Genomic DNA, 21,561 nt, shown 5'->3' with positions numbered 1-21,561 from the left:
GCGTCAGTGGCGGCCTGTTTATCAGCGAGTCCATCAACTGGCAACCCGCGGCGCCGACGCCGCGGCTCTAGCCCGTCTCCAGGCGGCCGAGCACGGCGCTGTCCTCCCGCCATCCCGGATGGGTCCTGACCTGCAGCTCCAGGTACACCCGCCGCTCCAGGAAGTCCTCCAGATCCCGCCGGGCAGCCGTCCCGATCGCCTTGATCCTCTTGCCACCGCGACCGATCACGATGCCCTTGTGGCTGTTCCGGTCGACCAGGATGTTCGCCAGCAGGTCGGTCCGCTCATCGTCGTCCTCCCAGGCTTCGATGACGACGGCGGTCGTGAAGGGCAGTTCGTCGCGGGTCTGCTCGAGCACCTTCTCCCGGATCAGCTCCGCCGCCAGGAAGCGCTCCGTGTGCACGGTCAGCAACTTAGGATCGTGCTCCGGCTCTCCCGCCGGCAGGTGCCGCCACAGGATCTCCAGGACCTCCTCCACGCCGTCGCCCGTAAGAGCCGAGATCGGCACGATCTCCTCGAACACGCCGCGTCCGGCATAGCGCTCGATCTCGGGCAGGAGCCGCGGTTTCGAGACCTGATCGATCTTGTTCAGCAGACACAGCATGGGGCGCGCGGGTTCGGCCGCCGCGGCGGAGCCGACCAGATCGAGCGCGTAGGCATCGCCCCGGCCGAACGGGACCGCCACATCGCGGATCAGGCACACGACATCGGCCTCCTTGAGCGCGGCGGAAGCCGCGTGGACCATGCGCCGGTTCAGCCGGTGCAAGGGTCGGTGCAGGCCGGGCGTGTCGTGGAACACGATCTGCCCGCGCTCCGTCGTCAGGATGCCGATCAGCCGGTGGCGGGTAGTCTGCGGCTTATCCGAGACGATCGCCAGTTTCTCCCCCAGCATCCGGTTCATCAGCGTCGACTTCCCGGCGTTCGGCCGCCCCACGAACGCCACCGTTCCGGCCTTGTGCGGCCCAAGGAAGCGCGCGCGCAGCCGCTGCTCCAGGGCATCCATCTCACCGTCGTCCGTCTCGTGGTCATGGCCCAGGCAATGAAGGATCCCGTGCAGTGCGAGGATCTGAAGTTCCCGCTCCAAGGCCCCGCCGCCGCGCGACTGGGCCGTCTCCACCGAGATCACCACATCGCCCAGGTGTCGACCCTCGGGGGTCGTCTCCCCGGGGAACGAGAGGACGTCCGTCGCCTCATCGAGCGACCGGTAGCGGCGATTCAGTTCCCGGATCTCCTCGTCGTCAACGAGTCGCAGGGTCAGCGTGGACGGTTGCGGCGCCAGTTCCGCGACGATGTCGCGCGTGACTCTGCGGAGACCGGGAAGCAGGCTCCGGCACCTGGCCTCTACCGAGGCCGCCACCTGCACCAAGATGTTCGCCACCCTACTCGGCGCCCTGGCCGCCGCCCGCGCCGCCGGGAAGGACCCGCAGAGAACCCCGGCTCTCGCCGCCCCACTCGAACCCCGGATAGTCCACCCGGTGATGGTGCACCGTCTTCAGGACATTCTGCAGCGTGTGACTCATCCGGCGCAGATCGGACAGGGTCAGGTCGGTCTGATCCAACTGACCGTCCTCCACGATGTCGTCGAGAAGACGTGTCACCAGTGCCCTGATCGACTCCTCGGAGTAGTCCTCGAGGGTGCGGCTCGCCGCCTCCACCGTATCGGCGACCATCAGCACCCCCATCGTCTTGTTCTGGGGCATGGGGCCGGTGTACCGGTACTGGTGCTCGTTGATCTTCTCGCCGGTTTCCACCCTCTTCCTGGCTCGGGCGAGGAAGTAGGCAAGCGTGCGCGTACCGTGGTGTTGTTCGATGGCGTCGACGATCGGCTGCGGCAGGCCATGCTCGCGCGCCATGCGCGCGCCTTCCTTCACGTGATCGACGAGGATCAGCGCCGACATCGAGGGCGCAAGCTTGTCGTGCGGGTTGTCGTCGTCGCGCTGGTTCTCCACGAAGTACTGCGGGCGCAGCACCTTGCCGATGTCATGGTAGAGGCCCCCGACGTAGGCAAGCGTGGGGTTTCCGCCGACGGCCTCGCAACCGGCCTTGGCCAGATTGGCGACCATCAGCGAGTGTTGGAACGTACCCGGCGCTTCGAAGGCAAGGCGCTGCAGGAGCGGGAGATTCGTGTCGGAGAGCTCCATCAGCTTCATATCCGTGGTCAGGAACAGCACCGCCTCGAACACGGGGATTGCAAAGCCGACCGCGGCTGCCACCAGCAGGCCGCCGAGAAGTCCGCAGAGCAGTTCGAAGCCCCAGCCCGTGAGCGTCGCGCCGCTCCCATCCAGCAGAGTCAACACGGTCACCGAAGCCATGTTGACGAGGCCAACCAGCAGTCCCGCGCGGATCACGGCGGAACGCTGCTTCAGCTGATCGAGCGCGAACACGGCGGCCAGGCTGCCGGTCAGCGCATAGAGCATCGTGCCGCCAGCCAGCCCGAGCTGCGAGGTGGCCGCCTCCGCCCACCCCAGGCGCCCCACGAGCACCGAGAAGACGAAACCCACGAGCAACCCGGCGCCCCGGCCGAAGAGCACGGACACCAGCAGGGCGAGGGCGGCGAACGGAATCGCGAAGCCGTAGCTCTTCGCGGAACTGAGCGCCTCGATCTCGAACGAAGCGGCGAGCGCGTCGGCGACCACGAAGCCGAAGCGGGTCGCCAGGAGACCCAGGATCAGCAGCAGAACGACGCTGCCGAAGGCGCGGGCCTCGACGGTAACCAGCCGCTTGCGCCGGAAGGCGACCCACAGAAACGCTACCGCCAGCCCCAGCAGCAGGGCGGACGCCAGGGGCGATAGGAGCTGGGTCAGAGCGCCCTCGCTGCCCGTCATCTCGCGTAGCAGGTTGATCGCCTCGAGGTCGACCTCGTCGCCCTTGCGCACGATGACCTGGCCCGCGCGGATCTGGTTGAACACCTGTCCGACCGCCTCCGCCTGAGCGTCCCGGCGCTCCTGCGTCTCGCTCAGGTTGAGGTAGACGTTCGGCGTCAGGTTGACCATCAGGAAATCGACGATCCGTTCCCGATCGCCCCGGGACCAGCCTCCCCAACCGCCGACTTCCGCTTCCAGGTAGCTCTCCACCTCGTCCGGATACCCGCGGTAGCCGAAGAGGTCGAACTGCTCCGATTCCTCCCCGGTCTGCAGGCTGCGCAGCGTCACGCCCTCGAGACGGTTCTGGAGCAGGGTCTCCTTGTTCTCCACGATCCCCTCGCGAAGCAGGATGCCGACCAGGCGAACGATTCGTTCCTCCAGTTCGGCGCCTTCGTCCGAGGCGTCTACCTGGACGGCGAGGAGGTCCGCGTGGCTCTCGTCGACCCGCAGGTTGCTGCCCTCGCGGAGCCGCAGCAGCCGCTCGGCGGCGATGTCCTCCTCCGGCAGCAGGTCGGCGACCTCGTCGAACCCCCGCTCGATCTCGAACAGCCGCCTGATCCGGCCCTCGAACTCCTCGTCCTGGGCGTAGTTGAAGTCGTAGAGCGGCCGGACATCGGAACGGGCCCGCTCCTTCAGCTCCTCCGACGTCGCCTCATCGAGAATCAGGACGTCGCGCGTCGCGAGGTAGTCCCGGTTCGCGATGTCTCCCTCGCTCAGGTCCGGCTCGAAGAAGACGCCGGCCGGGGCCATGATCAAGGCACCGGCGAGGACCATGAACACGACCCACACGATGTCGAGCTCCAGCACGTAGTGCCACAGGCCGGCGACGGTCAGCCGTTCGCCGTGGCGCCGGATCATGCTGCGCCGCAGCCGTCTGCGTGCCTCCCGCCGCCGTGCGGTCCGACGCCGCCGCGGCGTCTTCGCCGACGCGCTCACCGCTCCACCTGCGGGTCCGAACCGGAGCCGTAACGCGCCTCCCAACGGTCATAGGCGCCGACGATCCGCTGGACGAGTTCATGGCGGACCACGTCCGATCGCCCAAAGCGCACGAACGCCATACCTTCCTCGCCCCGAAGCACCTTGAGAGCGTGCTTGAGCCCGGACTGCTGGCCCGGTGGCAGGTCGACCTGTGTGATGTCGCCGTTGACCACCGCCTTCGAGTTGAAGCCGATGCGTGTCAAGAACATCTTCATCTGCTCCGGCGTCGTGTTCTGCGCCTCGTCGAGGATGATGAAGCTGTCGTTGAGTGAGCGACCCCGCATGAAGGCGAGCGGAGCCACTTCGATCACTTCGCGCTCCATCATCCGCGCCACCTTGTCGAAGCCGATGATGTCGTAGAGAGCATCGTAAAGCGGCCGCAGGTAGGGGTTTACCTTTTCCGCCAGATCGCCGGGCAGGAATCCGAGCTTCTCGCCCGCTTCGACCGCCGGCCGGGCCAGCACGATGCGCCGCACCTTCTCCTGCTTGAGCGCGGAAGCGGCCACCGCCACCGCCAGGTAGGTCTTGCCCGTGCCCGCCGGCCCGGTCGAGATGACCAGATCGTGGTCCAGCATAGCGCGGAGGTAGCGCTTCTGGTTCAGGCTGCGCGGAGCGACCAGGCGCCGCGAAGCCTGGATCAACGCCCCGGTCCTGAAGAAGTCGACCAGCGACGTCGCCGGTTCCTCCGCTACCACGCGCAGAGCGGTCGCCAGGTCACCACCGCTCAGACGCCGGCCGCTCGCGGCCAGCGTGCCGAGATCAGTGAGCAGGCGTTCCGCCTTGCCGACCGCCTTCGCCGGACCCCGGATCTGAACCGCCGACCCCCGAACGCCGAGCGTGACCTGGAGCGCCTTCTCGACTCGCCGCAGGTTCTCGTCGTGGGCGCCGCAGATTGCCTGCACCGACCCTTCGGGCAGGACCAGCTGCGCTCTTGCTTCCGCTGGTTCAGCGGTAGTCAAAGAACCCCTTGCCGGTCTTGCGTCCCAGATGTCCCGCCTGGACCAACTGCTTCAGCAGCGTCGGCGGCGCGAACCGCGTCTCCCGGTACTCGTCGAACATGATGTTTGCGACGGAGTACATCGTGTCCAGCCCGATGAAGTCGGACAGTGTGAACGGCCCCATGGGATAGCCGCAGCCGAGCTTCATCGCCGTGTCGATGTCCTCCATGCTGCCGATGCCGTTCTCGTAAGCGCGGACTGCATCGAGCAGGTAAGGCACGAGCAGCCGGTTGACGATGAAGCCGGAGTTGTCCTTGCACGCGACCGGTGTCTTGCCGACCCGCTCGGCCAGACCCCAGCAGGCGTCGTACGCCTCGTCCGAGGTCATCAGGGTCCGGACGACCTCGACCAGCCGCATCACCGGCACCGGGTTGAAGAAGTGGAGCCCCACGAACCGGTCCGGCCTCGCGGTTGAAGCGGCGAGTTGCGTCAGCGTCAACGACGACGTGTTGCTCGCGAAGATCGTGTCGTCCCCGACGATGCCGTCGAGCGCGACGAACAGCTCACGCTTCGTCTCCAGGTCCTCGACGATCGCCTCGACGACGAGGTCCGAGTCTCCGAGATCCCCAAGGTCCACCGTGCCGCTCAGGTTCGAGAGCGCCCGGTCGTGCTCCTCGACGTCGATGCGCCGCCGCTCGAGGTTCTTGGCCAGCGACGCGCGGACCGCGCCGAGCCCCGTATCCAGCACTTCCTGGTTGATCTCCCTGACCGTGACCGGGATCCCGGCACGGGAACAGATCTCCGCGATGCCGCGGCCCATCAGACCGCAGCCGACGACGCCAACGCGTTCAACTTCCATCGACTCTCTTCTCGCTCCTCGTGGGTGGTGCGCGGCCGAATCAGCCGCCTTCGTTCAGGTGCGGCACTCTACAACGGTCCCAGGCGACTTCGATGGTTCGCTCTCCCGGTTTCCGACCCACCTCCAGCCACACTTCCGTCGCCGCTACACGGTACGGCAGGCGGTCGGCCCACTCGACGACCTTGACGCCGTCCCCGGCCAGGACCTCGTCCAACCCGATCCCCTCGACCTCTTCCGGCTGCAGTCGGTAGAGATCGACGTGGACCAGCCGCACCGGGCCGCGGTCGTACTCGTGAATCAGGGTGAAGGTCGGCGACTGGACGAACCCCGCATCGAGGCCCAGACCCTCGGCAATGCCCTGGGTCAGAACCGTCTTGCCGGAACCCAGGTCGCCGAAGAGAAGGGCCGTGCCGTCCGGCCGCAGCCGTTCGGCGAGCTCGATCCCGAATCTCCGGGTTTCTCCGGCGCTTCCGGTGCGAACGATCATCCCGAGCCGGACAGCGACTTGAACGCCGGACCCAGTTCGTCGACCAGGTCGGAAGCGGCCATCGACGTCTCACCCCAGGTCGCGGCCGCCAGATCACCCGCGAGGCCGTGGACGTAGACGCCCATCCTCGCCGCGGACGGCGGTTCCAGCCCCTGAGCCAGGAGCGCCGCGATCACGCCGGTCAGCACGTCGCCGCTTCCTCCCGAGGCCATCCCCGGATTGCCCGTCGGGTTCACCCACGTACCGAGGGCGGGGTCCGAGATCAGCGTCTGACGGCCCTTGAGGACGACCACCGCTCCGGTCTCCCGCGCGGCCCGCCGAGCGTGCCCCCAGCGATCACTGACGACGGAATCGGTCGCGACGCCCAGCAGGCGCGCCAGTTCGCCCGGATGTGGCGTGATCACCAGATCGGCGTCGCGCGCCCGCAACGCCCGCGCGTCGCCGGCGAAAGCGGAGATGCCGTCCGCATCGAGCACGACGGGCGAAGTACTCCTGGCCAGCACCTGGCGGGCGAGCACCCGCGCATCGTCCGTCAGGCCGAGGCCCGGACCCAGCGCCAGCGCGCCGGGTGAAGCCCGCCCGATGACGGCCCGCAGCAGCGGCTCCACGGCGTTTCGAGACCAGCCTCCGCCTTCCGAGGGCAGGCCCAGGGTCATCGACTCGATCGAACCGGCATCGACTACATCAACCAGGTGCTCGGGCACGGCCGCCGTCACCAGGCCCGCGCCGCCCCGGACAGCGGCCCGCGCCGCCAGGACGACGGCTCCGCTGTAGCCGCTCGATCCCCCGGCAACGACGACGTGACCGAACGACCCCTTGTGCGCTTCCCTCGGGCGGGCTCTGAGACGGCCCACCAGGTCCTGACGCCGGGACCGATAGAGCGCATCCGGCCCGGGCGGTGGTTCGGGGAGCGGCACGCCGAGATCGCCGATCCGAAGGCGGCCGCCGGCGTCCGACGCGGGTGCCAGCACGTTCGCCACCTTGGGAAAGCCGAGAGCCACGGTCAGATCGGCGATCAGATGAGGGCCCGGCGGCAGCGCCGTCGAAGCGTCGAGCCCGGTCGGCAGATCGACCGAGACCAGCGGAACGTCGCCCCGGCGGTTGCACAGCCAATCGACCCAGAGGGCCACCGGTCCTTCAACCGGACGGTTCAACCCCGTTCCGAGCAGCGCGTCGACCCAGAGGTCGAACTCGGCGTCCAGCGCGTCGCAACCGGCGGGTTCGGGAACCGCCGCGGGCGAGAGCCCGAGCTGCTCGCAGGACACGAACTGCTGCGTCGCCTCGAGGCTGAGCCGGTCGAGCGAGCCTGCGATGAAGGCGGTCGCGTCGTATCCCCGGGTCGTCAGATCTCGCAGCAGGGCGAGACCGTCGCCGCCGTTGTTGCCCCGGCCACACGCGATGGCGACACGGCGCGCGTCCGGATAGCACTCCGCAATGGCGTCGGCGGTGGCGCGGGCCGCGTTCTCCATCAGGACCAGCGCCGGCACGCCCAGATCGTCGATCGCCGCGGCTTCGACGGACCGCATCTCGTCGTTGGTGACGACCCTCATCCGTCGCTCCCGGCGGCATGCGGCCTTCGGGACCAGGACGCGACCACCTCGGTCGTTCGCGGACAGAGAGACCGCAACTCGGGCCGACGCTTCAAAGCCTCACGGAATCGGGCCAGATCGTCCACCGTGTCGAGATCACGTCCTTCCGGCAGGAGCGCCACATCCAGCTCCAGCTCCCGGCAACGCGAAAGGGTGTCGGCAAGCACCGACGACGTGCTCCAGGCCAGCCCATCGAACAGCCGGCGATGCAAAGCCTCCCGCCGCAGAGCGACCATGTAGTAGCCCCCGTCCCGAGCCGGACCGAGGACCGCGTCGTGCCCGCGGGCAAGGAGATCGAACGCCGTCTCGACGCGCTGGCTGTCGAGGTCCGGGTGATCGCTGCCGACCGCCGCCGCGTATCCGGCGCCGGAAACCGCCCACTTGAGCCCTCGGTAGAGTCGCTCGCCCAGGTCAACACCCCGCTGACGCCGCCAGGGTACGCCGTCGGGCGCCAGGTCATTCGGCGGTTCGTCTCCCCGCGAGAGCGACCACATGAGGACGAGCTCCCAGGGGCCTGCCGCGAGCCGCGCGCTCAGGTCCGAAACCAGGGCGGCGTGGAGAGAAGCGGCCTGACCGGCACTAAGACCACCGTCAGCGATCAACCGGGTCTTCACGTCACCGGGCGCAGGCTCCTTCGCGAAAAGCAGCAGCCGCCGGGTCCTCACCTGTTTCTGAAGCGCCTTAGCGACCACGCGATCGCGATCCCCACCGCACCGGCGGCGATGGGCAACACCCAGGCCTTCCCCGGGCGGGCTCCGCGCAAGTCGGTCCCGCCCACATCGCCCAGGGCGCCGCGGACCTGTTCCAGGGCCTCCCTCGTGTCGTCGCGCCGACGGGCCAGCACCGCGGCCCGCCTGCGGGCCTCCGACCTGCGGCTCACGATCCGCCTCCCGACGGCTCGTCAGGAGTCCGATCCGAATCCGCTTCGGCACGCTCCGCTGCCTCGTTTAGAACGCTCTGCCAGAACGCCAGGTGACTGCCGACGCGGCGCTTCACCGTACCCATGGGCGACTCCAGACGACGCGCCCGAACACGGACGAGCCAGAACAGGATCAGCGCCAGCGCCAGCAGGCCCAGCGCGACCGTCAGCGCGGCCGCCCAGAGCGGCAGCACATTCGCCAGGCCGGCTCCGGCCGCGAACAGAAGCGCGCCGAGCGACCAGAACACGATGCCGAACACCAGTGACGCCAGCAGAACGACCACCAGAAAACGACGCCAGTTCTGCGCCAGGTCGAAGCGCAGCTGGTCGACTTCGGCTTCGAGTAGCGCCGCGCCCGAGCGCGCCAGCGCACCCCCCAACCCGCTCAGGGTGCTCAACGACTCGACGATCTTCGTGGTCTTCACAGTAACTCGACCTCCCGGGCCTCCACCTCCAGGGACTCGGCCTCCAGGCGGCTCGGCGAGCCTACCTGCAACGCTCCGGTCAGGCGGTGGTCAGGCGCCGACCCGCAGGGTTCGGGTGATGAAGGCAGTCTGGCCGGCCACTTCATCCCTCACCGCGATCGTCAGGCGCTGATCGCCCTCCTTCATGATCAACGGCAGGGTGTACGTGTAGTAGCTCTCCTTCGCGCGCTCCAGATCCTCGGGCGGGATCGTGAGCTCGAACGGCTCGACCTGGGGAGGCGAGATGTCGCCGTTCGACGCCAGGGCCTGCACCCACACCCGCGCCCGCAGCAGATGATCCCCAACCGTCCCCACCGGGACGAGCGTCATCTCGCCGATCGGAACCCGTACATCGACGTGGACCGTGTAGAGCCCCTGCTCCTCGCGCCGGATCTCCTCCCGCTTGACGAGGGAGATGTCCAGGTCGTTCTTCTCGTAACCCAGCTTGAGCGCCGCCAGCGTCCCCTCGGTCATCTCGGTATCGATCGACTTGTCGCGATAGCTCAGGCGATGCCTCACGTACCGGTCCCGCTTCAACCCGAGCCGGCGCTTCGCCTCCGGCGTCAACTCCACGTGCAGCTTGTACTTCCGGCCGGTACCCGCGTGACCGGGCTGGAAGCCGAGCGAGTAGTAGCTCGTGAAGTCGAGGGCGATCCGGTTCAGACCGTCCCGGAAGTTGTTCGTGTTCACGATGTACTGGCCGCCGGTCTCATCGGCCATGTACATGACTGACGAGTGCACATTGTCGCGGGCCACCGAGTCGATATTCGAGGTGAACGCCATGCCCTGCATCGACGCGTCCCGCGAGTTGATGCCCATCGGCCCGGCTGCGACGATCGTGTAGAAGGACACTTCGTTCGCGTTCGCAGTGTCGACCAGGTCGCTGAAGCGCCGGCTCGAGTCGTACTGGAGTGAATCCAGGTACGAGTTCTGGTTGTAGCTGAGGGAGTCGACCGCCCGGCCGCGTTGATCGAGTGCCTCCCAGAGGTCCGCGCCGGCCCTCATCGGCAGACCGTCGGAGACGTACATGAAGGCCTTGCGGCCGGGCAGCCCGGCCAGCGAGATGACGGTGTCCTTCAGCCCGTCCAGAGTGAACTGCATGTCGTTGTAGATCGATTGCGAGTAGATCCGGACGCGACCCTGGACATACTCGTAGAAGCGGTCCTCCTCGCCGATGTCCCGAATGATGTCCGCCCGGTCCGAGTCCCACTGCGTCCGGCCGCCGGTGTGCTTCTCGAGGTCGTAGAGCGCGTTCGCGATCAACTGCGGATCGCTCGTGAAGTCCCGCTCGACCTTCACCGAGCGGTTGTAACTGAGGAGCATGACCCGGTCGTCCCGCGTCACGTCCTTGCGCAGGAACTCGCGCACGTACCGGAACACGCGGTTCCGGTTCTGGGGCCGGATGTTCATGTGATCGATGTAGATCACGAGATTGAGTCGTTCGTCCTCAGGCACGATCTGCCGCCGCCTCTCGAGTCCCGGCCGATCCACGAAACGGATCTCGGGGTCTTCCGGCACCAGGCCCGGCACGTCGCTCACCTTGACGCGATCCTCGATCTCGTAGAAGTTCGTGATCGTGACCGGATCCTTGTCCTCCCTCAGGATGAAGTCGTCCCTGGTCAGGCCGGTCACGGGATTCCCGTCCTTGTCCCGGACGAAGACCTGGACGTTGACGACCTTGACGTGAACGGACTCCTCGAAGACGGCGCGAGGCGTCTCGGAGGGCCCCTCCTGGGCAACTGCCGCGACCGCACCGATCAGCAGCAACCCGGCGATCAGGTATGCGGCGTGCGAAACCGGCGCTTGACGGAACAACCGAACCATCGGCCGCCCATTATAGGCGATCAACCGCCCGGACCGCGGCAAGAACACCGCAGCTTCAGCCGCGGCCCCGACGCCCCGCCATCGGGTCGAGCGTCCCGTAGCGACCCTTCCGCCCAAGGGGATACGACCCTCTAAGCGCCCTCTCGACGAAGGCGACCGCCCGCCGCACGGCCCGGTCGAGCGGCATGTGCCAGCCGAGGCCGGCCGCGATGGCCGCCGACAGCGTGCAGCCCGTGCCGCGCCGCCACGGAGTCCGGATCCTGGGGTGGACGAACGCCTCGAATCGATTCCCGTCGAACAGGAGATCGGTCAGGTCGCTGCCGTTGCCGCATGAGGGCGGCCCTGCCTTCGCCGAGTAGCCGTGCCCGCCGGTGATCAGGACGCCCGGCCCCATCCGTTCGATACGCCGGGCAGCGGCCCGGGCGTCTTTGGGCCCCCCGATCGCCATGCCGCTCAGCCTCTCGGCCTCGAACAGGTTCGGTGTCACCAGCAGCGTTCGCGGCAACAGTCGCTCCGTGACCAACGGGAGAGCGTCCGCCCTGAGCAGCGCCGCGCCCGATGTCGAACGGAACACCGGGTCGAACACGACGGGCGTCGGCGGCAGCGTCTCCAACCAATCCGCCACCGTCTCGACCGTACCGGCATCGGCGAGCATGCCGATCTTGATCGCCTCGAGGCCGATCTCGGCAGCCGCTTCCAGTTGCCGCAGCAACAGTCGGGCCCCCACTGGTTCGACAGCCCGCACCTCGCCCGCCGTCTGCGCCGTGACCGCCGTCAAAGCGCACAGCCCATGAACACCGTAGGCCGCAAACGTCCTCAGGTCCGCCGGCACTCCCGAGCAGCCCCCGGAGTCGGAGCCGGCAATCGTCAGGACGCGCGGCGGCGGCGTAGCCATAGGAGAGCGACCAGAAGCAGGAGAGCGGCCGCGATCAACTGCGCCAGGGTCAGCGTGCCGACGAACCGATCGTCCTTGGCGCGCACGAACTCGACCAGAAAGCGTTCCACCGACAGCAGCCCGATCACCGGCAGCACGACGCCTCCCGGCTGCACGCCGCGCGCCAGAAGCGTCCGACCGAGCCAGAAGATGAGCAGGGCGGCCAGGGTCTCGTAGATCTGCGTGGGATGCACCGCGACCAGGGCGTCCGGCGCCACGCCGGCGGGAAGATCGACACCGAACTCCCGTTCGAGGGCGCCTGCCGTCGTGGGGATCGGCCCCTCGGGAAAGGTCATGCCCCAGGGAAGGTCCGTCGGCTCGCCGAAGTCGTCGCCGACCAGAAGGCAGCCGATGCGGCCGATGCCGTAGCCCAGGGCCAGCGCCGGCGCCGCGGCGTCGGCCGTCCGCCAGGCCGGCATCCGGCGACGACGAATGACGAACAGCACCGCCGCCGCACCCACCAGGAAACCGCCGTACCAGACCAGACCGGCTCGGCTGTAGAGCAGATGCCAGTCGCCGTAGAGCAGCGCGTAGTACGCCTTGCCGCCGACGATGCCGCCGAGGGCGGCCGCAAGCAGAATCGCGGCCGCGTCATCGGCCGCCCGTCTGGCGTCCACACCTGTCCGTCGGAGACCCCAGCGCAACTGCAGGTTGCCGATGAACAGCGCGGCGACGAGCATCACCCCGAAGGGCGACACCGAGAGCGGGCCGATACGGAACAGTTCCGAGATCATCAACGGGCATCCTACGCCCGTTACCATGAACGGGATGCTGAGCGAGCTGGCCCGCAACCGCTTCGCCGCGTTCCAGAGCCACGTTGAACGCACCGATCCACGCGGGCGCTGGCTCATCCTGACGCACGACAACCCGGATCCGGACGCTCTGACCGCGGCGACCATCCTCGCGAAAGTCCTCCGTTCCGGGTTCGGGCGCCACGTCACGGCGGCCTATCGGGGCATCATCGGTCGGGCCGAGAACCAGGAGATGGTGCGCTCGCTGGGGATGCAGTTCAGCCAGGCAAGGCGGCTCGATCCCGAGAGCTACCGTTACGTGGCTCTCGTCGACTGCCAGCCCGCGACCGGCAACAGCCCGTTGCCGGACGACCTGGCGCCCGAGGTGGTCATCGACCACCACCCGCGCCGCCAGCGAACTTCGGCGTCGCCGTTCCACGACCTGAGAAGCAACTATGCCGCCGCGGCCACGATCGTCGCCGAGTACCTGTTGGCGGCCGGGATTCCGGCCACCCGCCGCGAGGCGACCGCGATCGTCTACGCGATACGGAGCGAGACCCTCGACTTCTCCCGCGGGGCGGACGAGGCGGACCGGCTGATCCACGATCACTTCAATGCCCGTGCCCTCCCACGCCTGCTGGGACGGATCCAGAATCCGAGGCTGCCGCTCAACTACTTCGAGACGCTGCGCGAGGCCCTGGCCAACCTTCGCGGCGTGGACACCGTGGTCATGAGCCGGCTTGGGGCGGTCGCCCAACCCGACATCGTGCCCGAGATCGCCGATCTCCTGCTGCGCATGGAGGGGCGGACCTGGTCGCTGTGCAGCGGCCTCTACGAGGACAGGATCTACTGTTCGATCCGCACGACGAACCCCCGCGCCGAGGCCTCCCGGGTCATGCGACGGCTGGTCGGGCGACGGGGCCGGGGCGGCGGCCACGGCATGATCGCGGGCGGCTGGCTTCCCGCCGCACCGGGCGGCCGCGAGGGCGTCTCGCTCCAGCAGGACCGCCTGGAGGCGCGGCTCGCCACGATTCTGCGCAAGAACCCCCGCCGGATCGCGCCGATCGTGGACGAGTGAAGCAGGCGCCGCACCCGAGCGGCCCCTCAGCCGCCGGTCGGCTTCACTCCCACTCGATCGTGCCGGGCGGCTTGCTCGTCAGGTCGTAGACCACGCGGTTCACACCGGCGACCTCGTTCACGATCCGACCCGCGACGCGGCCCAGGAACTCATGGGGCAACTGGCTCCAGTCCGCCGTCATGAAGTCCTCGGTCTCGACCGACCGCAGCGCGACCACGTTTTCGTAGCTGCGACCGTCGCCCATCACGCCGACGCTCTGCACCGGCAGCAGCACCGCCAAGGCCTGACTCACCCGGTCGTAGAGCCCGGCCGCCCGCAGCTCGTCGATGAAGATGGCGTCCGCCTCCTGCAGAACAGCCACCCGATCGGCGGTGACGTCGCCCAGGATGCGGACGCCGAGCCCGGGACCCGGGAAGGGGTGCCGTCCCACGAACTCCGAACCGAGACCGAGTTCCCGGCCCAGCTTGCGGACCTCGTCCTTGAACAGATAGCGGAGCGGCTCGATCAGATCGAAACCAAGCTGTTCCGGCAGGCCGCCGACGTTGTGGTGGCTCTTGATCATCGCCGACGGGCCGAAGGCGGAAACCGACTCGATCACGTCCGGGTAGAGCGTGCCCTGGACCAGATAGCGGATCGGTCCGCCGCCCAGGGCGGCCGCCTCCAGCCTCTGCGCCTCCCGCTGAAACACCTCGATGAAGACCCTCCCTATCGTCCGGCGTTTCTGTTCCGGGTCGGTCACGCCGCCGAGCGCGCCGAGAAACTCCTCGGCAGCGTCGACCACGACGAGCCGCAGGTCCAGCCCCTGGCGGAGGCTCCGCTCCACCTCGGTCCTCTCGTTCTTGCGCAGCAGCCCGTTGTCGACGAACACCGCCGTCAACCGCTTCCCGACGGCGCGCCGGACGAGGCTGGCCGCCACCGCGGAGTCCACGCCGCCCGAGAGCGCACATAACACCCGATCCGAAGGTCCCACCTGGGCCTTGATCGCGGCCGTCGCCTCGTCGGCGTAGGACGCCATCCGCCACTCGCCGGCGGCGCCGCAGGCGTCGAAGAGGAAGTTCCTGAGCATCTGACGGCCGCTGTCGGTGTGGGTGACCTCAGGATGGAACTGGATGCCGAACAGCGCCCGCTCCCGGTCCTCGGCCGCCACCACCGGCACGGTCGACGTCGAAGCGCTCGCCTCGAAGCCGGCCGGCAGCTGTTCGACGCGGTCACCGTGGGACATCCAGACGTTCTGCTCCCCTCCGAGGCCCGAGAACAGACCACCGCCCTCAGCCAGCAGCGTGATCCGGGTGCGACCGTACTCCCGTTGGCCCGAGGCCGCGACCCGGCCGCCGAGGACCTGCGCCATCCACTGCATCCCGTAACAGATGCCCAGCACCGGGATGCCTAGCCGCAGAAGCTCCGGGTCGGCCTGCGGCGCGTTCCGTTCGTAGACGCTGTCCGGCCCCCCGGAGAGCACGATGCCGATCGGCCGCCGGGCCCTGATCCGCTCGACATCCAGGTCGAAGGGATGAATCTCGCAGTAGACCCGCAACTCCCGGATTCGCCGGGCGATCAACTGCGTGTACTGGCCTCCGAAATCGAGTACCAGAACGGTCTCGTGCTCGCCTGCCGCCGGCCGGACGGGAGATGGCGCCGCGCTCGCCGGATCAGCCGTCACAGCGCGGACTCTACCTTGGGTTGCCGCCGCATCAGATCCCGGATCGCGGCAGCCGGCTTCTTGCCCCGATAGAGGATCTCGACCATCTGCTCCGTGATCGGCAACTCGATCTCCTTCTCCGCCGCGAGCTCCAGCAGCGCGTCCGAGTTGCGCACCCCCTCGGCGACTCCGGCGCGGTCGGCTTCGATCTCTTCGAGGGTGCGGCCCCGGGCCAGTTCGACGCCGGTGTTCCGGTTGCGCGACAGTCCGCCCGTGCAAGTCAGCACGAGGTCGCCAAGCCCTCCAAGGCCCGCGAAGGTCGCAGGGCGGCCGCCGCAGGCCAGACCGAGTCGCATCATCTCGTGAAGACCGCGCGTGATCAGCGCAGCCCGGGTGTTCGAACCGTAGCCCAGGCCGTCCAGGACGCCGGCCGCGATCGCGATCACGTTCTTCGCCGCGGCGGCGATCTCGACTCCGACGACGTCGGTCGACGTGTACAGACGCAGCGACCCGGTCGAAAGCTGCGCCTGCAGCCGCTCCCCGACCGCCGCCGACTCCGCCGCGACGACGCAGGCGGTCGGGAGCTCGGCAGCCAGTTCGACCGCGAACGAGGGCCCGCTGATCGTGGCGAAATCGACATCGGTACCGGCCGCCAGCGCCTCCTCGCGGCAGACGTCGCTCATGCGCCGGAAACCACCCCGGTGGTCCGACTCGATGCCCTTGGCGCCGGAAACGAAGGTGACCCGTTCCGGCAGCGGCGCGGCACCGGCGAGGTCGTTTCTCGCCGAAAGAAACGATCGCACGACGGCCCGGAAACCGTGGGACGGCACGACGACCAGCACCGGGTCGCACGCCGCGGCCTGGCGGAGATCCCAGGTGACCCGCACCTCTGCCGGTAGCTCGACGCCCGGCAGGTATCGCTCGTTGATCCGGTCCGACGCCAGAACGGCGCCGAAGTCGGCGGACCGGGCCCAGAGAAGAACCGGAGAACCCGCCCGCGCTGCATGGACCGCGAGGGCCGTACCCCAGGCGCCGGCGCCAAGTACGGCGACTCCACTGGCCTTAGCGGTGGTCGTCATTCGGCCGCCTCGTGCACCGGCGGCTTTCGACCGAGCCGGGACTCGGTGCCGGCCAGCAATCGCCGGACGTTGGCGTGGTGCTTGAGGATGACGAGAACGGCGATCGCCGCCGTACCCGCAAGCAGAGCCGGCCCCGAATCGACTCCGTGGTCACCCCGAAAGGCGCCGCTCCACCAATAGACGCCGACGAGCAGTGGCAGTGCCACCGCCGCCGAGATCGAGCCGAGGGAGACGTAGCGCCTCCACGCCACCACGACGATGAACACAGCCAGCGCTCCGACCGCCGCCCCGGGCACCAGCAGCGCCAGGACGCCCGCAGCCGTCGCCACTCCCTTGCCACCGCGGAACCCGAGAAACACGGGGAAGACATGCCCGGCGACCGCCGCGACCGCGGCCGCCGCCAGCCACCAGGAGCCGACTTCCAGGGAACGTGCGAGGACCACCGCCGCGGCGCCCTTGGCGGCGTCCAGCAGCAGCGCGAGCAGAGCCGCCGACTTGCCCGAAGCCCGCAGCACGTTCGTCGCGCCGGCGCTGCGGCTGCCGATCGTGCGGACGTCGATGCCCCGGTGGAGTCGCACGATGAGGTAGCTCCAGGGCAAGGACCCCAGCAGATACGACAGGGCGACCGTGACCGGGCCGGCTGTCGTCACGGCGGACCCATCCGCGACGGCGCCGCCCAGGGCAGGGTGTCTGCCGGCCCTTCTCCGGACAGCAGCATGCGACGCAACATCTCGAGCGCGAACTGCGTCGAGAGCTGCCTGACACGGGCCCGATCTCCCGGGAACCGCGCCTCGAAGTGCGAGCGTGCGTTGGCCGGTCCGGCCACGGCAATGTGGACCGTGCCCACCGGCCGCGACTCGCTGCCGCCGCCCGGGCCCGCGACGCCCGTGATACCGATGCCGTAGTCGCTGCCGCAACGCTCCCGGGATCCCGCGGCCATCGCCAGCGCCGTCGGTTTCGACACCGCGCCGTGTTCCACCAGGGTCTCCCGGGGCACGCCGAGCAACCGCATCTTCAGCCTGTTCGAGTAGGTGAGGTAGCCGCCCACGAACCAGGCGCTGCTCCCGGCAGTGGCCGTCAACCGCTGGCCGAGAAGGCCGCCGGTGCAGGACTCGGCGACCGCGACCGTCTCGCCGCGTGCCGCCAGCAAACCACCTACCGAAGCCTCGAACTCGACACCGTCCTCGATCGGTCCGACGTAGAACACCGCGTCACCCAGGGCGTCCCGAACCGCCTCCTCCATTTCGGCCAGACGCGGTGGCCGGCCCTCCGTGGGACCGCCGGCGCGCAGGCGCAGCCGGATCTCGCCCGGCCGTGCCAGGACCGACAGGTTCCCGTCCCCGAAGCGCGCGTAGACCGGTGAGATCCTCTCCTCGACCACCGACTCCGGCAGGCAGGCGACCCGCACCTCGACCTGATCGAACCCCGCACCGTCCTCGGACCGCGCCGCCAGCCAGGGATCGAGTGCGTCCTCGACGAGGGCGTGCAGCTCCCGCGGCACGCCGGGGAACAGGAAGTAGGTCGTACCCCGGGGCGAGGGCGCGGCGTCCTCGATCCGTTGGCCCGGCGCCACACCGGCGCGGTTCGGCAGCATCTCCGCTCCGTCGACCCGCTCCGCCTGCTTCCGGTTGACCCGCGGAATGCGCCGCCCGAGCTTCCGGAACCCGCGCTCGATCTGGTCCCACAACGCTTCGTCTACCGTGACGGACCGCCCCAGCAGCCGAGCCAGACCCTCCCGCGTCAGGTCGTCCCGCGTCGGGCCCAGACCGCCGGTCACGAGCAGCAGATCCGCCCGCTCCCGAAGCGCATCGAGGGTTTCCGCGATCAGGACGACGTCGTCGCCGACGACCGCCTTCGAAACCAGTTCCACGCCCCGCCGCCGCAGCACCTCCGTCAGCGCCAGTGAGTTCGTGTCGAGCCGGTCCGTTCCAAGCAACTCATCGCCGACCGCGAGAATCGAAGCCTTCACCGGCCGCAGTGTAGCGAGGCTTCGATCCTTCCATCGCCCTATTCCACTACGGCTGGCGGCGGTTCGGCCTCCTCCCCGATGACGAGCGCCGCCGCGACCTCCCGCCGGAGCGTTTCCGGGTCGCGGCGGACGTAGAGGCGGGCGAGTTCCTGGCCGCGCTCCACCTTCTGGCCCAGGCGCACGTCGTAGCGCAGCGCGACGGCGTGGTCGATCCTCGTCGGGTCTCGATCCGGGCGACAGGCGTCCGCGAAGGCGTCGCCGATCCGGCGGCAATCGACAGCGGCGAGATACCCGGACTCGCGGGCGGTGACCACGGCCTCGACCGGCGCCAGGTCGAGGGCGTCAGCCCAGCCGGGCTCGGCGCCCTGGGCATCGGCCCAGTCGGTCAGCTTCTGGCGGGCGGCGCCCGAGGCGATCACGGCCTCGAGGTCGCGCGAACGCATCTCCCTGCCAACCAGGCGGGCCGCCCTGGAGCAAATCGCCGTCACCACCTCGAACAGTCGCGGGTCGCCGTCGCCGCCCAGAAAGTCCAGGGCTTCCCGGACTTCCGCCGCGTGGCCGACCCATCGGCCAAGAGGCTGACTCATGTCGCTCAGCACGCAATCCGCCGGCGTGCCGCAGGCGGCGCTGATCGAGGCGAGGCTCGAGGCGAGGGTGCGGGTGTCCTGCGGGTCGGGGAAGAAGCCACCGTTGCCGGTCTTGACGTCGAAAACGATTCCCGACGCTCCCAGGGCGAGCTTCTTCGACAGGATGCTGCCGACCACCAGCGGAATCGAACCCACGGTCGAGGTCCGGTCCCTCAGGCCGTACAGGCGCCTGTCGGCCGGCGCGATGCCGGCGGTCGCGATCCCGATCGCCATGCCGAATCGGTTAAGAAGCTCGAGCGTCCTGCTCCGATCCAGCTCCAGCCGCACGCCGGGAATGCTCTCCAGCTTGTCCGCGGTCCCGCCGCTGTGGCCGAGCGAGCGGCCGGTGAGTTTGGCCGCCGGCACGCCGCAGGAGGCGAGCAGGGGCAGCGCGATCAGGCTCACCGTGTCCCCGACACCACCCGTCGAGTGCTTGTCGACCACGGTTCCGAAGTCCTTCGCCAGACCCCACTGGTCACCAGACTCGAGCATCGCGAGGGTCAACTCCCGCGTCTCGTCGCCGCTTAAGCCCCGCATCGCGGCGGCCATCAGGAAAGCCGCAAGGTGAACGTCCGTCCAGCTCCCGTCGGCCGCTCCGGCGACGACCGACCACACCTCGTCCCGGGTCAGCGTCCGCCCCTGACGCATCCGGTTCAGAATGGCGTAGGGCGTGACCACCGGGGGCTGCGCGAGACGGCCTAGCCGCCGAAACTGAACGGGCTCGCGGCGGCGGGATCGGGTCCAAGCTGCTGCCGGGCCCTGATCGCGTAGCCGCTGTCCGGGTGCTCATCGAGGATGCGCTGGTAGGTCTCCCGGGCGCCCTCCTCGTCACCGAGCTGGTCCAGGGTGGCGGCTAGTTCGAACAGCAGCACATCCTTCGGCAACTCGGAGGTCTCGGTCGCCACGGCGCCGCGGAGTTCGGCCGCGAGCTGCTCTCCCCGGCCCTCGGCGCGGTCGAGACTGTAGAGGTTCATCTGCAAACCGATGGCCAGCGCATTGTCGCCGCCGTTCGATTCGAGATACTCCGTCCACAGCGCGCGCGCCGTCGCTGTATCGCCCTCGGCCGCGGCGATCTGGCCCAGATACACAGAAGCCAGAAGACCCGAGGAGGTTGAGCCGTAGCTCTCACGGACCGCTTCGAGGGCTGACCGCGCCTCCGCGCGGCGCTCCGCCTCGGACGCGAAGGTCAGGCCTTCCTCTTCGCCGTCCTCCTGGGCGGCGGGTTCCTCTCCGGCATCGCCTTCGCCCGGGGCACTGTCCGGCGGCGCGTCGAGGAAGTCCAGGGCGGTGTCCGCTTCCGGCGCCTTGACCTCTGCCCGGAAGACCTCGAGGGCCTTGCTGAGTTCAAAGCTCGCCTCCGCTTCGCGGCCTTCCTGGTAGTTCAGGAACAGGACCACGCCGACGACGACGACGATCACGCCCGCGATCCCGACCAGGATCTGCCGGATGTGCTCCGCGAACCAGGTGGAAGCCGAAAAAACCGCTTCGCGCACCTCGTCGCGCCGCATCTCTTCTCGTGTCAGACGACTCATGCAAGACCTCCCGGAGCGGCGCAAACCCTACCACTGCTCGATGCCGCCGGGGTCTGGCGGAACGGCCACCACGCACACTGTGGCAGACTAGGAGCACGTCGATCACCTTCCCTCCACCGGGGCCACCACGAACCAAGTCCAGTTCTCAAGATGTCTCTAGGCTTCCCTGAACTGTTGATCGTTCTCGCGATCATCGTCCTGGTCTTCGGCGCCAGCCGGATTCCCAAGCTGGCGGGCGGTCTCGGCGCCGGTATCCGGAACTTCAAGCGCGGCCTGAACGAGCCCGCCGAGGACGAGAACGAGGAGAAGCCGAAGGGCAAGATCGAAGAGTAGTGGCGCGCTCGCAAAGGTGGTGCGCCTGGAAGGACTCGAACCTTCGACCTGCGGATTAGGAATCCGCCGCTCTATCCACCTGAGCTACAGGCGCCCGATCTCGCTTCGGTCTGCCGCGGCCTTCCGGCCGGCGATGCCGGGCCGGTGAAGGATCTCAGTATCGGACCAGCGATTCAACCACGTCGTACCCTTCAAGCCGCCGCCGACCTTCAAGGTACGTCAGTTCCACGACGAATCCGATGGCCTCGACCCTGGCCCCGACCGAGTCCACCAGGTCGGCGGCGGCCCTCGCGGTGCCGCCGGTGGCCAGAAGATCGTCGACCAGGGCCACCCGGTCCCCGGAAGCGAGGCCGTCGACATGCATTTCCAGCGTGTCCGTGCCGTACTCGAGTTCGTAGGTGCGCGCGGCGGTCCTCGCGGGGAGCTTCCCGGGCTTGCGCACCGGCACGAAACCCGCGTTCAATCGAACCGCCACCAGCGGCGCGAAGATGAAGCCGCGGGCCTCGATCCCGACCACATGATCGATCCGGTGGTCCGCGAAACGCTCCGCGAGCCGGTCGGCGGCCTCCCGCAGCGCCGCCGGCTCCTTGAGCAACGTCGTGATGTCCTTGAACAGGATCCCCGGCTTCGGAAAGTCGGGCACCTCCCGAATCCAGTCCTTCAGCCGGAATGCCGCTTTCGATCCCATCGCTGCTTCTCCACCTCGTCAGGCCGCCAA

General features: G+C 68.8%; 21 protein-coding genes and 1 tRNA gene. 2 read left to right on the top strand and 20 right to left on the bottom strand.

Annotated elements, in window-relative coordinates; translation table 11 throughout:
- Positions 1-67 precede the first annotated feature (67 nt).
- The 12 genes from era to OXG83_02815 form a co-directional block, all read right to left on the bottom strand.
- Positions 68-1,378, bottom strand: a complete 1,311-nt coding sequence (era, locus tag OXG83_02870) for a GTPase Era (protein MCY3963957.1) — start codon at positions 1,376-1,378, stop codon at positions 68-70.
- Between the two features lies 1 nt (position 1,379).
- Entirely contained in the window at positions 1,380-3,722 is a 2,343-nt protein-coding gene (locus OXG83_02865) for an HDIG domain-containing protein (protein MCY3963956.1), read from the bottom strand.
- 74 nt (positions 3,723-3,796) lie between these two features.
- The gene (locus OXG83_02860; GenBank protein ID MCY3963955.1) at positions 3,797-4,744 is read right to left on the bottom strand and encodes a PhoH family protein; all 948 of its coding nucleotides are present in this window, start codon (positions 4,742-4,744) and stop codon (positions 3,797-3,799) included.
- Positions 4,745-4,787: 43 nt separating this feature from the next.
- Positions 4,788-5,639, bottom strand: coding sequence for a 3-hydroxybutyryl-CoA dehydrogenase (locus OXG83_02855; protein MCY3963954.1), 852 nt, complete (start codon positions 5,637-5,639; stop codon positions 4,788-4,790).
- A 40-nt stretch (positions 5,640-5,679) separates the two neighbouring features.
- Positions 5,680-6,126: a tRNA (adenosine(37)-N6)-threonylcarbamoyltransferase complex ATPase subunit type 1 TsaE gene (gene tsaE, locus OXG83_02850; GenBank protein ID MCY3963953.1), complete on the bottom strand. Its 447-nt coding sequence runs from the start codon at positions 6,124-6,126 to the stop codon at positions 5,680-5,682.
- The gene (locus OXG83_02845) at positions 6,123-7,676 is read right to left on the bottom strand and encodes an NAD(P)H-hydrate dehydratase (protein ID MCY3963952.1); all 1,554 of its coding nucleotides are present in this window, start codon (positions 7,674-7,676) and stop codon (positions 6,123-6,125) included. The genes tsaE and OXG83_02845 overlap by 4 nt, the downstream gene beginning before the upstream one ends.
- Entirely contained in the window at positions 7,673-8,380 is a 708-nt protein-coding gene (locus OXG83_02840; GenBank protein ID MCY3963951.1) for a TIGR04282 family arsenosugar biosynthesis glycosyltransferase, read from the bottom strand. The genes OXG83_02845 and OXG83_02840 overlap by 4 nt, the downstream gene beginning before the upstream one ends.
- Positions 8,377-8,595 carry a hypothetical protein gene (locus OXG83_02835; protein MCY3963950.1) on the bottom strand — a complete coding sequence of 73 codons (219 nt, stop codon included), beginning with the start codon at positions 8,593-8,595 and terminating at the stop codon, positions 8,377-8,379. Before OXG83_02835 ends, OXG83_02840 begins: the two co-directional genes overlap by 4 nt.
- Complete coding sequence (locus OXG83_02830) at positions 8,592-9,059, bottom strand: phage holin family protein (protein MCY3963949.1); 468 nt, start codon at positions 9,057-9,059, stop codon at positions 8,592-8,594. Before OXG83_02830 ends, OXG83_02835 begins: the two co-directional genes overlap by 4 nt.
- A 90-nt stretch (positions 9,060-9,149) precedes the next feature.
- Positions 9,150-10,922, bottom strand: a complete 1,773-nt coding sequence (locus tag OXG83_02825; GenBank protein ID MCY3963948.1) for a VWA domain-containing protein — start codon at positions 10,920-10,922, stop codon at positions 9,150-9,152.
- A gap of 55 nt (positions 10,923-10,977) precedes the next feature.
- Entirely contained in the window at positions 10,978-11,817 is an 840-nt protein-coding gene (thiD, locus tag OXG83_02820; protein ID MCY3963947.1) for a bifunctional hydroxymethylpyrimidine kinase/phosphomethylpyrimidine kinase, read from the bottom strand.
- Positions 11,790-12,590, bottom strand: coding sequence for a prolipoprotein diacylglyceryl transferase (locus OXG83_02815; GenBank protein MCY3963946.1), 801 nt, complete (start codon positions 12,588-12,590; stop codon positions 11,790-11,792). The genes thiD and OXG83_02815 overlap by 28 nt, the downstream gene beginning before the upstream one ends.
- Positions 12,591-12,615: 25 nt before the next feature.
- Between OXG83_02815 and OXG83_02810 the strand changes: the two genes are divergently transcribed.
- Complete coding sequence (locus tag OXG83_02810; protein ID MCY3963945.1) at positions 12,616-13,665, top strand: DHH family phosphoesterase; 1,050 nt, start codon at positions 12,616-12,618, stop codon at positions 13,663-13,665.
- A 43-nt stretch (positions 13,666-13,708) separates the two neighbouring features.
- Here the strand turns inward: OXG83_02810 and guaA are convergent, their stop codons facing one another.
- The 6 genes from guaA to OXG83_02780 are packed head-to-tail and all read right to left on the bottom strand — an operon-like array spanning position 13,709 to position 20,510.
- Positions 13,709-15,325, bottom strand: a complete 1,617-nt coding sequence (guaA, locus tag OXG83_02805) for a glutamine-hydrolyzing GMP synthase (protein ID MCY3963944.1) — start codon at positions 15,323-15,325, stop codon at positions 13,709-13,711.
- Entirely contained in the window at positions 15,322-16,383 is a 1,062-nt protein-coding gene (locus OXG83_02800; protein MCY3963943.1) for an NAD(P)-dependent glycerol-3-phosphate dehydrogenase, read from the bottom strand. The genes guaA and OXG83_02800 overlap by 4 nt, the downstream gene beginning before the upstream one ends.
- Positions 16,380-17,033: a glycerol-3-phosphate 1-O-acyltransferase PlsY gene (gene plsY / locus OXG83_02795; protein ID MCY3963942.1), complete on the bottom strand. Its 654-nt coding sequence runs from the start codon at positions 17,031-17,033 to the stop codon at positions 16,380-16,382. Before plsY ends, OXG83_02800 begins: the two co-directional genes overlap by 4 nt.
- The gene (locus OXG83_02790; protein MCY3963941.1) at positions 17,030-18,352 is read right to left on the bottom strand and encodes a CinA family nicotinamide mononucleotide deamidase-related protein; all 1,323 of its coding nucleotides are present in this window, start codon (positions 18,350-18,352) and stop codon (positions 17,030-17,032) included. The genes plsY and OXG83_02790 overlap by 4 nt, the downstream gene beginning before the upstream one ends.
- A gap of 38 nt (positions 18,353-18,390) precedes the next feature.
- Positions 18,391-19,656: a thymidine phosphorylase gene (locus OXG83_02785; GenBank protein ID MCY3963940.1), complete on the bottom strand. Its 1,266-nt coding sequence runs from the start codon at positions 19,654-19,656 to the stop codon at positions 18,391-18,393.
- Between the two features lie 20 nt (positions 19,657-19,676).
- Positions 19,677-20,510, bottom strand: coding sequence for a tetratricopeptide repeat protein (locus OXG83_02780; GenBank protein ID MCY3963939.1), 834 nt, complete (start codon positions 20,508-20,510; stop codon positions 19,677-19,679).
- A 150-nt stretch (positions 20,511-20,660) separates the two neighbouring features.
- Between OXG83_02780 and OXG83_02775 the strand changes: the two genes are divergently transcribed.
- Positions 20,661-20,843, top strand: coding sequence for a twin-arginine translocase TatA/TatE family subunit (locus OXG83_02775; protein ID MCY3963938.1), 183 nt, complete (start codon positions 20,661-20,663; stop codon positions 20,841-20,843).
- Between the two features lie 17 nt (positions 20,844-20,860).
- Here the strand turns inward: OXG83_02775 and OXG83_02770 are convergent.
- Positions 20,861-20,937, bottom strand: a tRNA-Arg gene (locus OXG83_02770).
- A 60-nt stretch (positions 20,938-20,997) separates the two neighbouring features.
- Complete coding sequence (locus tag OXG83_02765) at positions 20,998-21,531, bottom strand: adenine phosphoribosyltransferase (protein ID MCY3963937.1); 534 nt, start codon at positions 21,529-21,531, stop codon at positions 20,998-21,000.
- Between the last annotated feature and the right edge of the window lie 30 nt (positions 21,532-21,561).

This window comes from Acidobacteriota bacterium, from assembly GCA_026707545.1.
Taxonomy (GTDB): Bacteria; Acidobacteriota; Thermoanaerobaculia; order Multivoradales; family Multivoraceae; genus Multivorans.
Note: the sequence above shows the minus strand (reverse complement) of the source record. Positions and strands in the feature narration are given on the sequence as shown.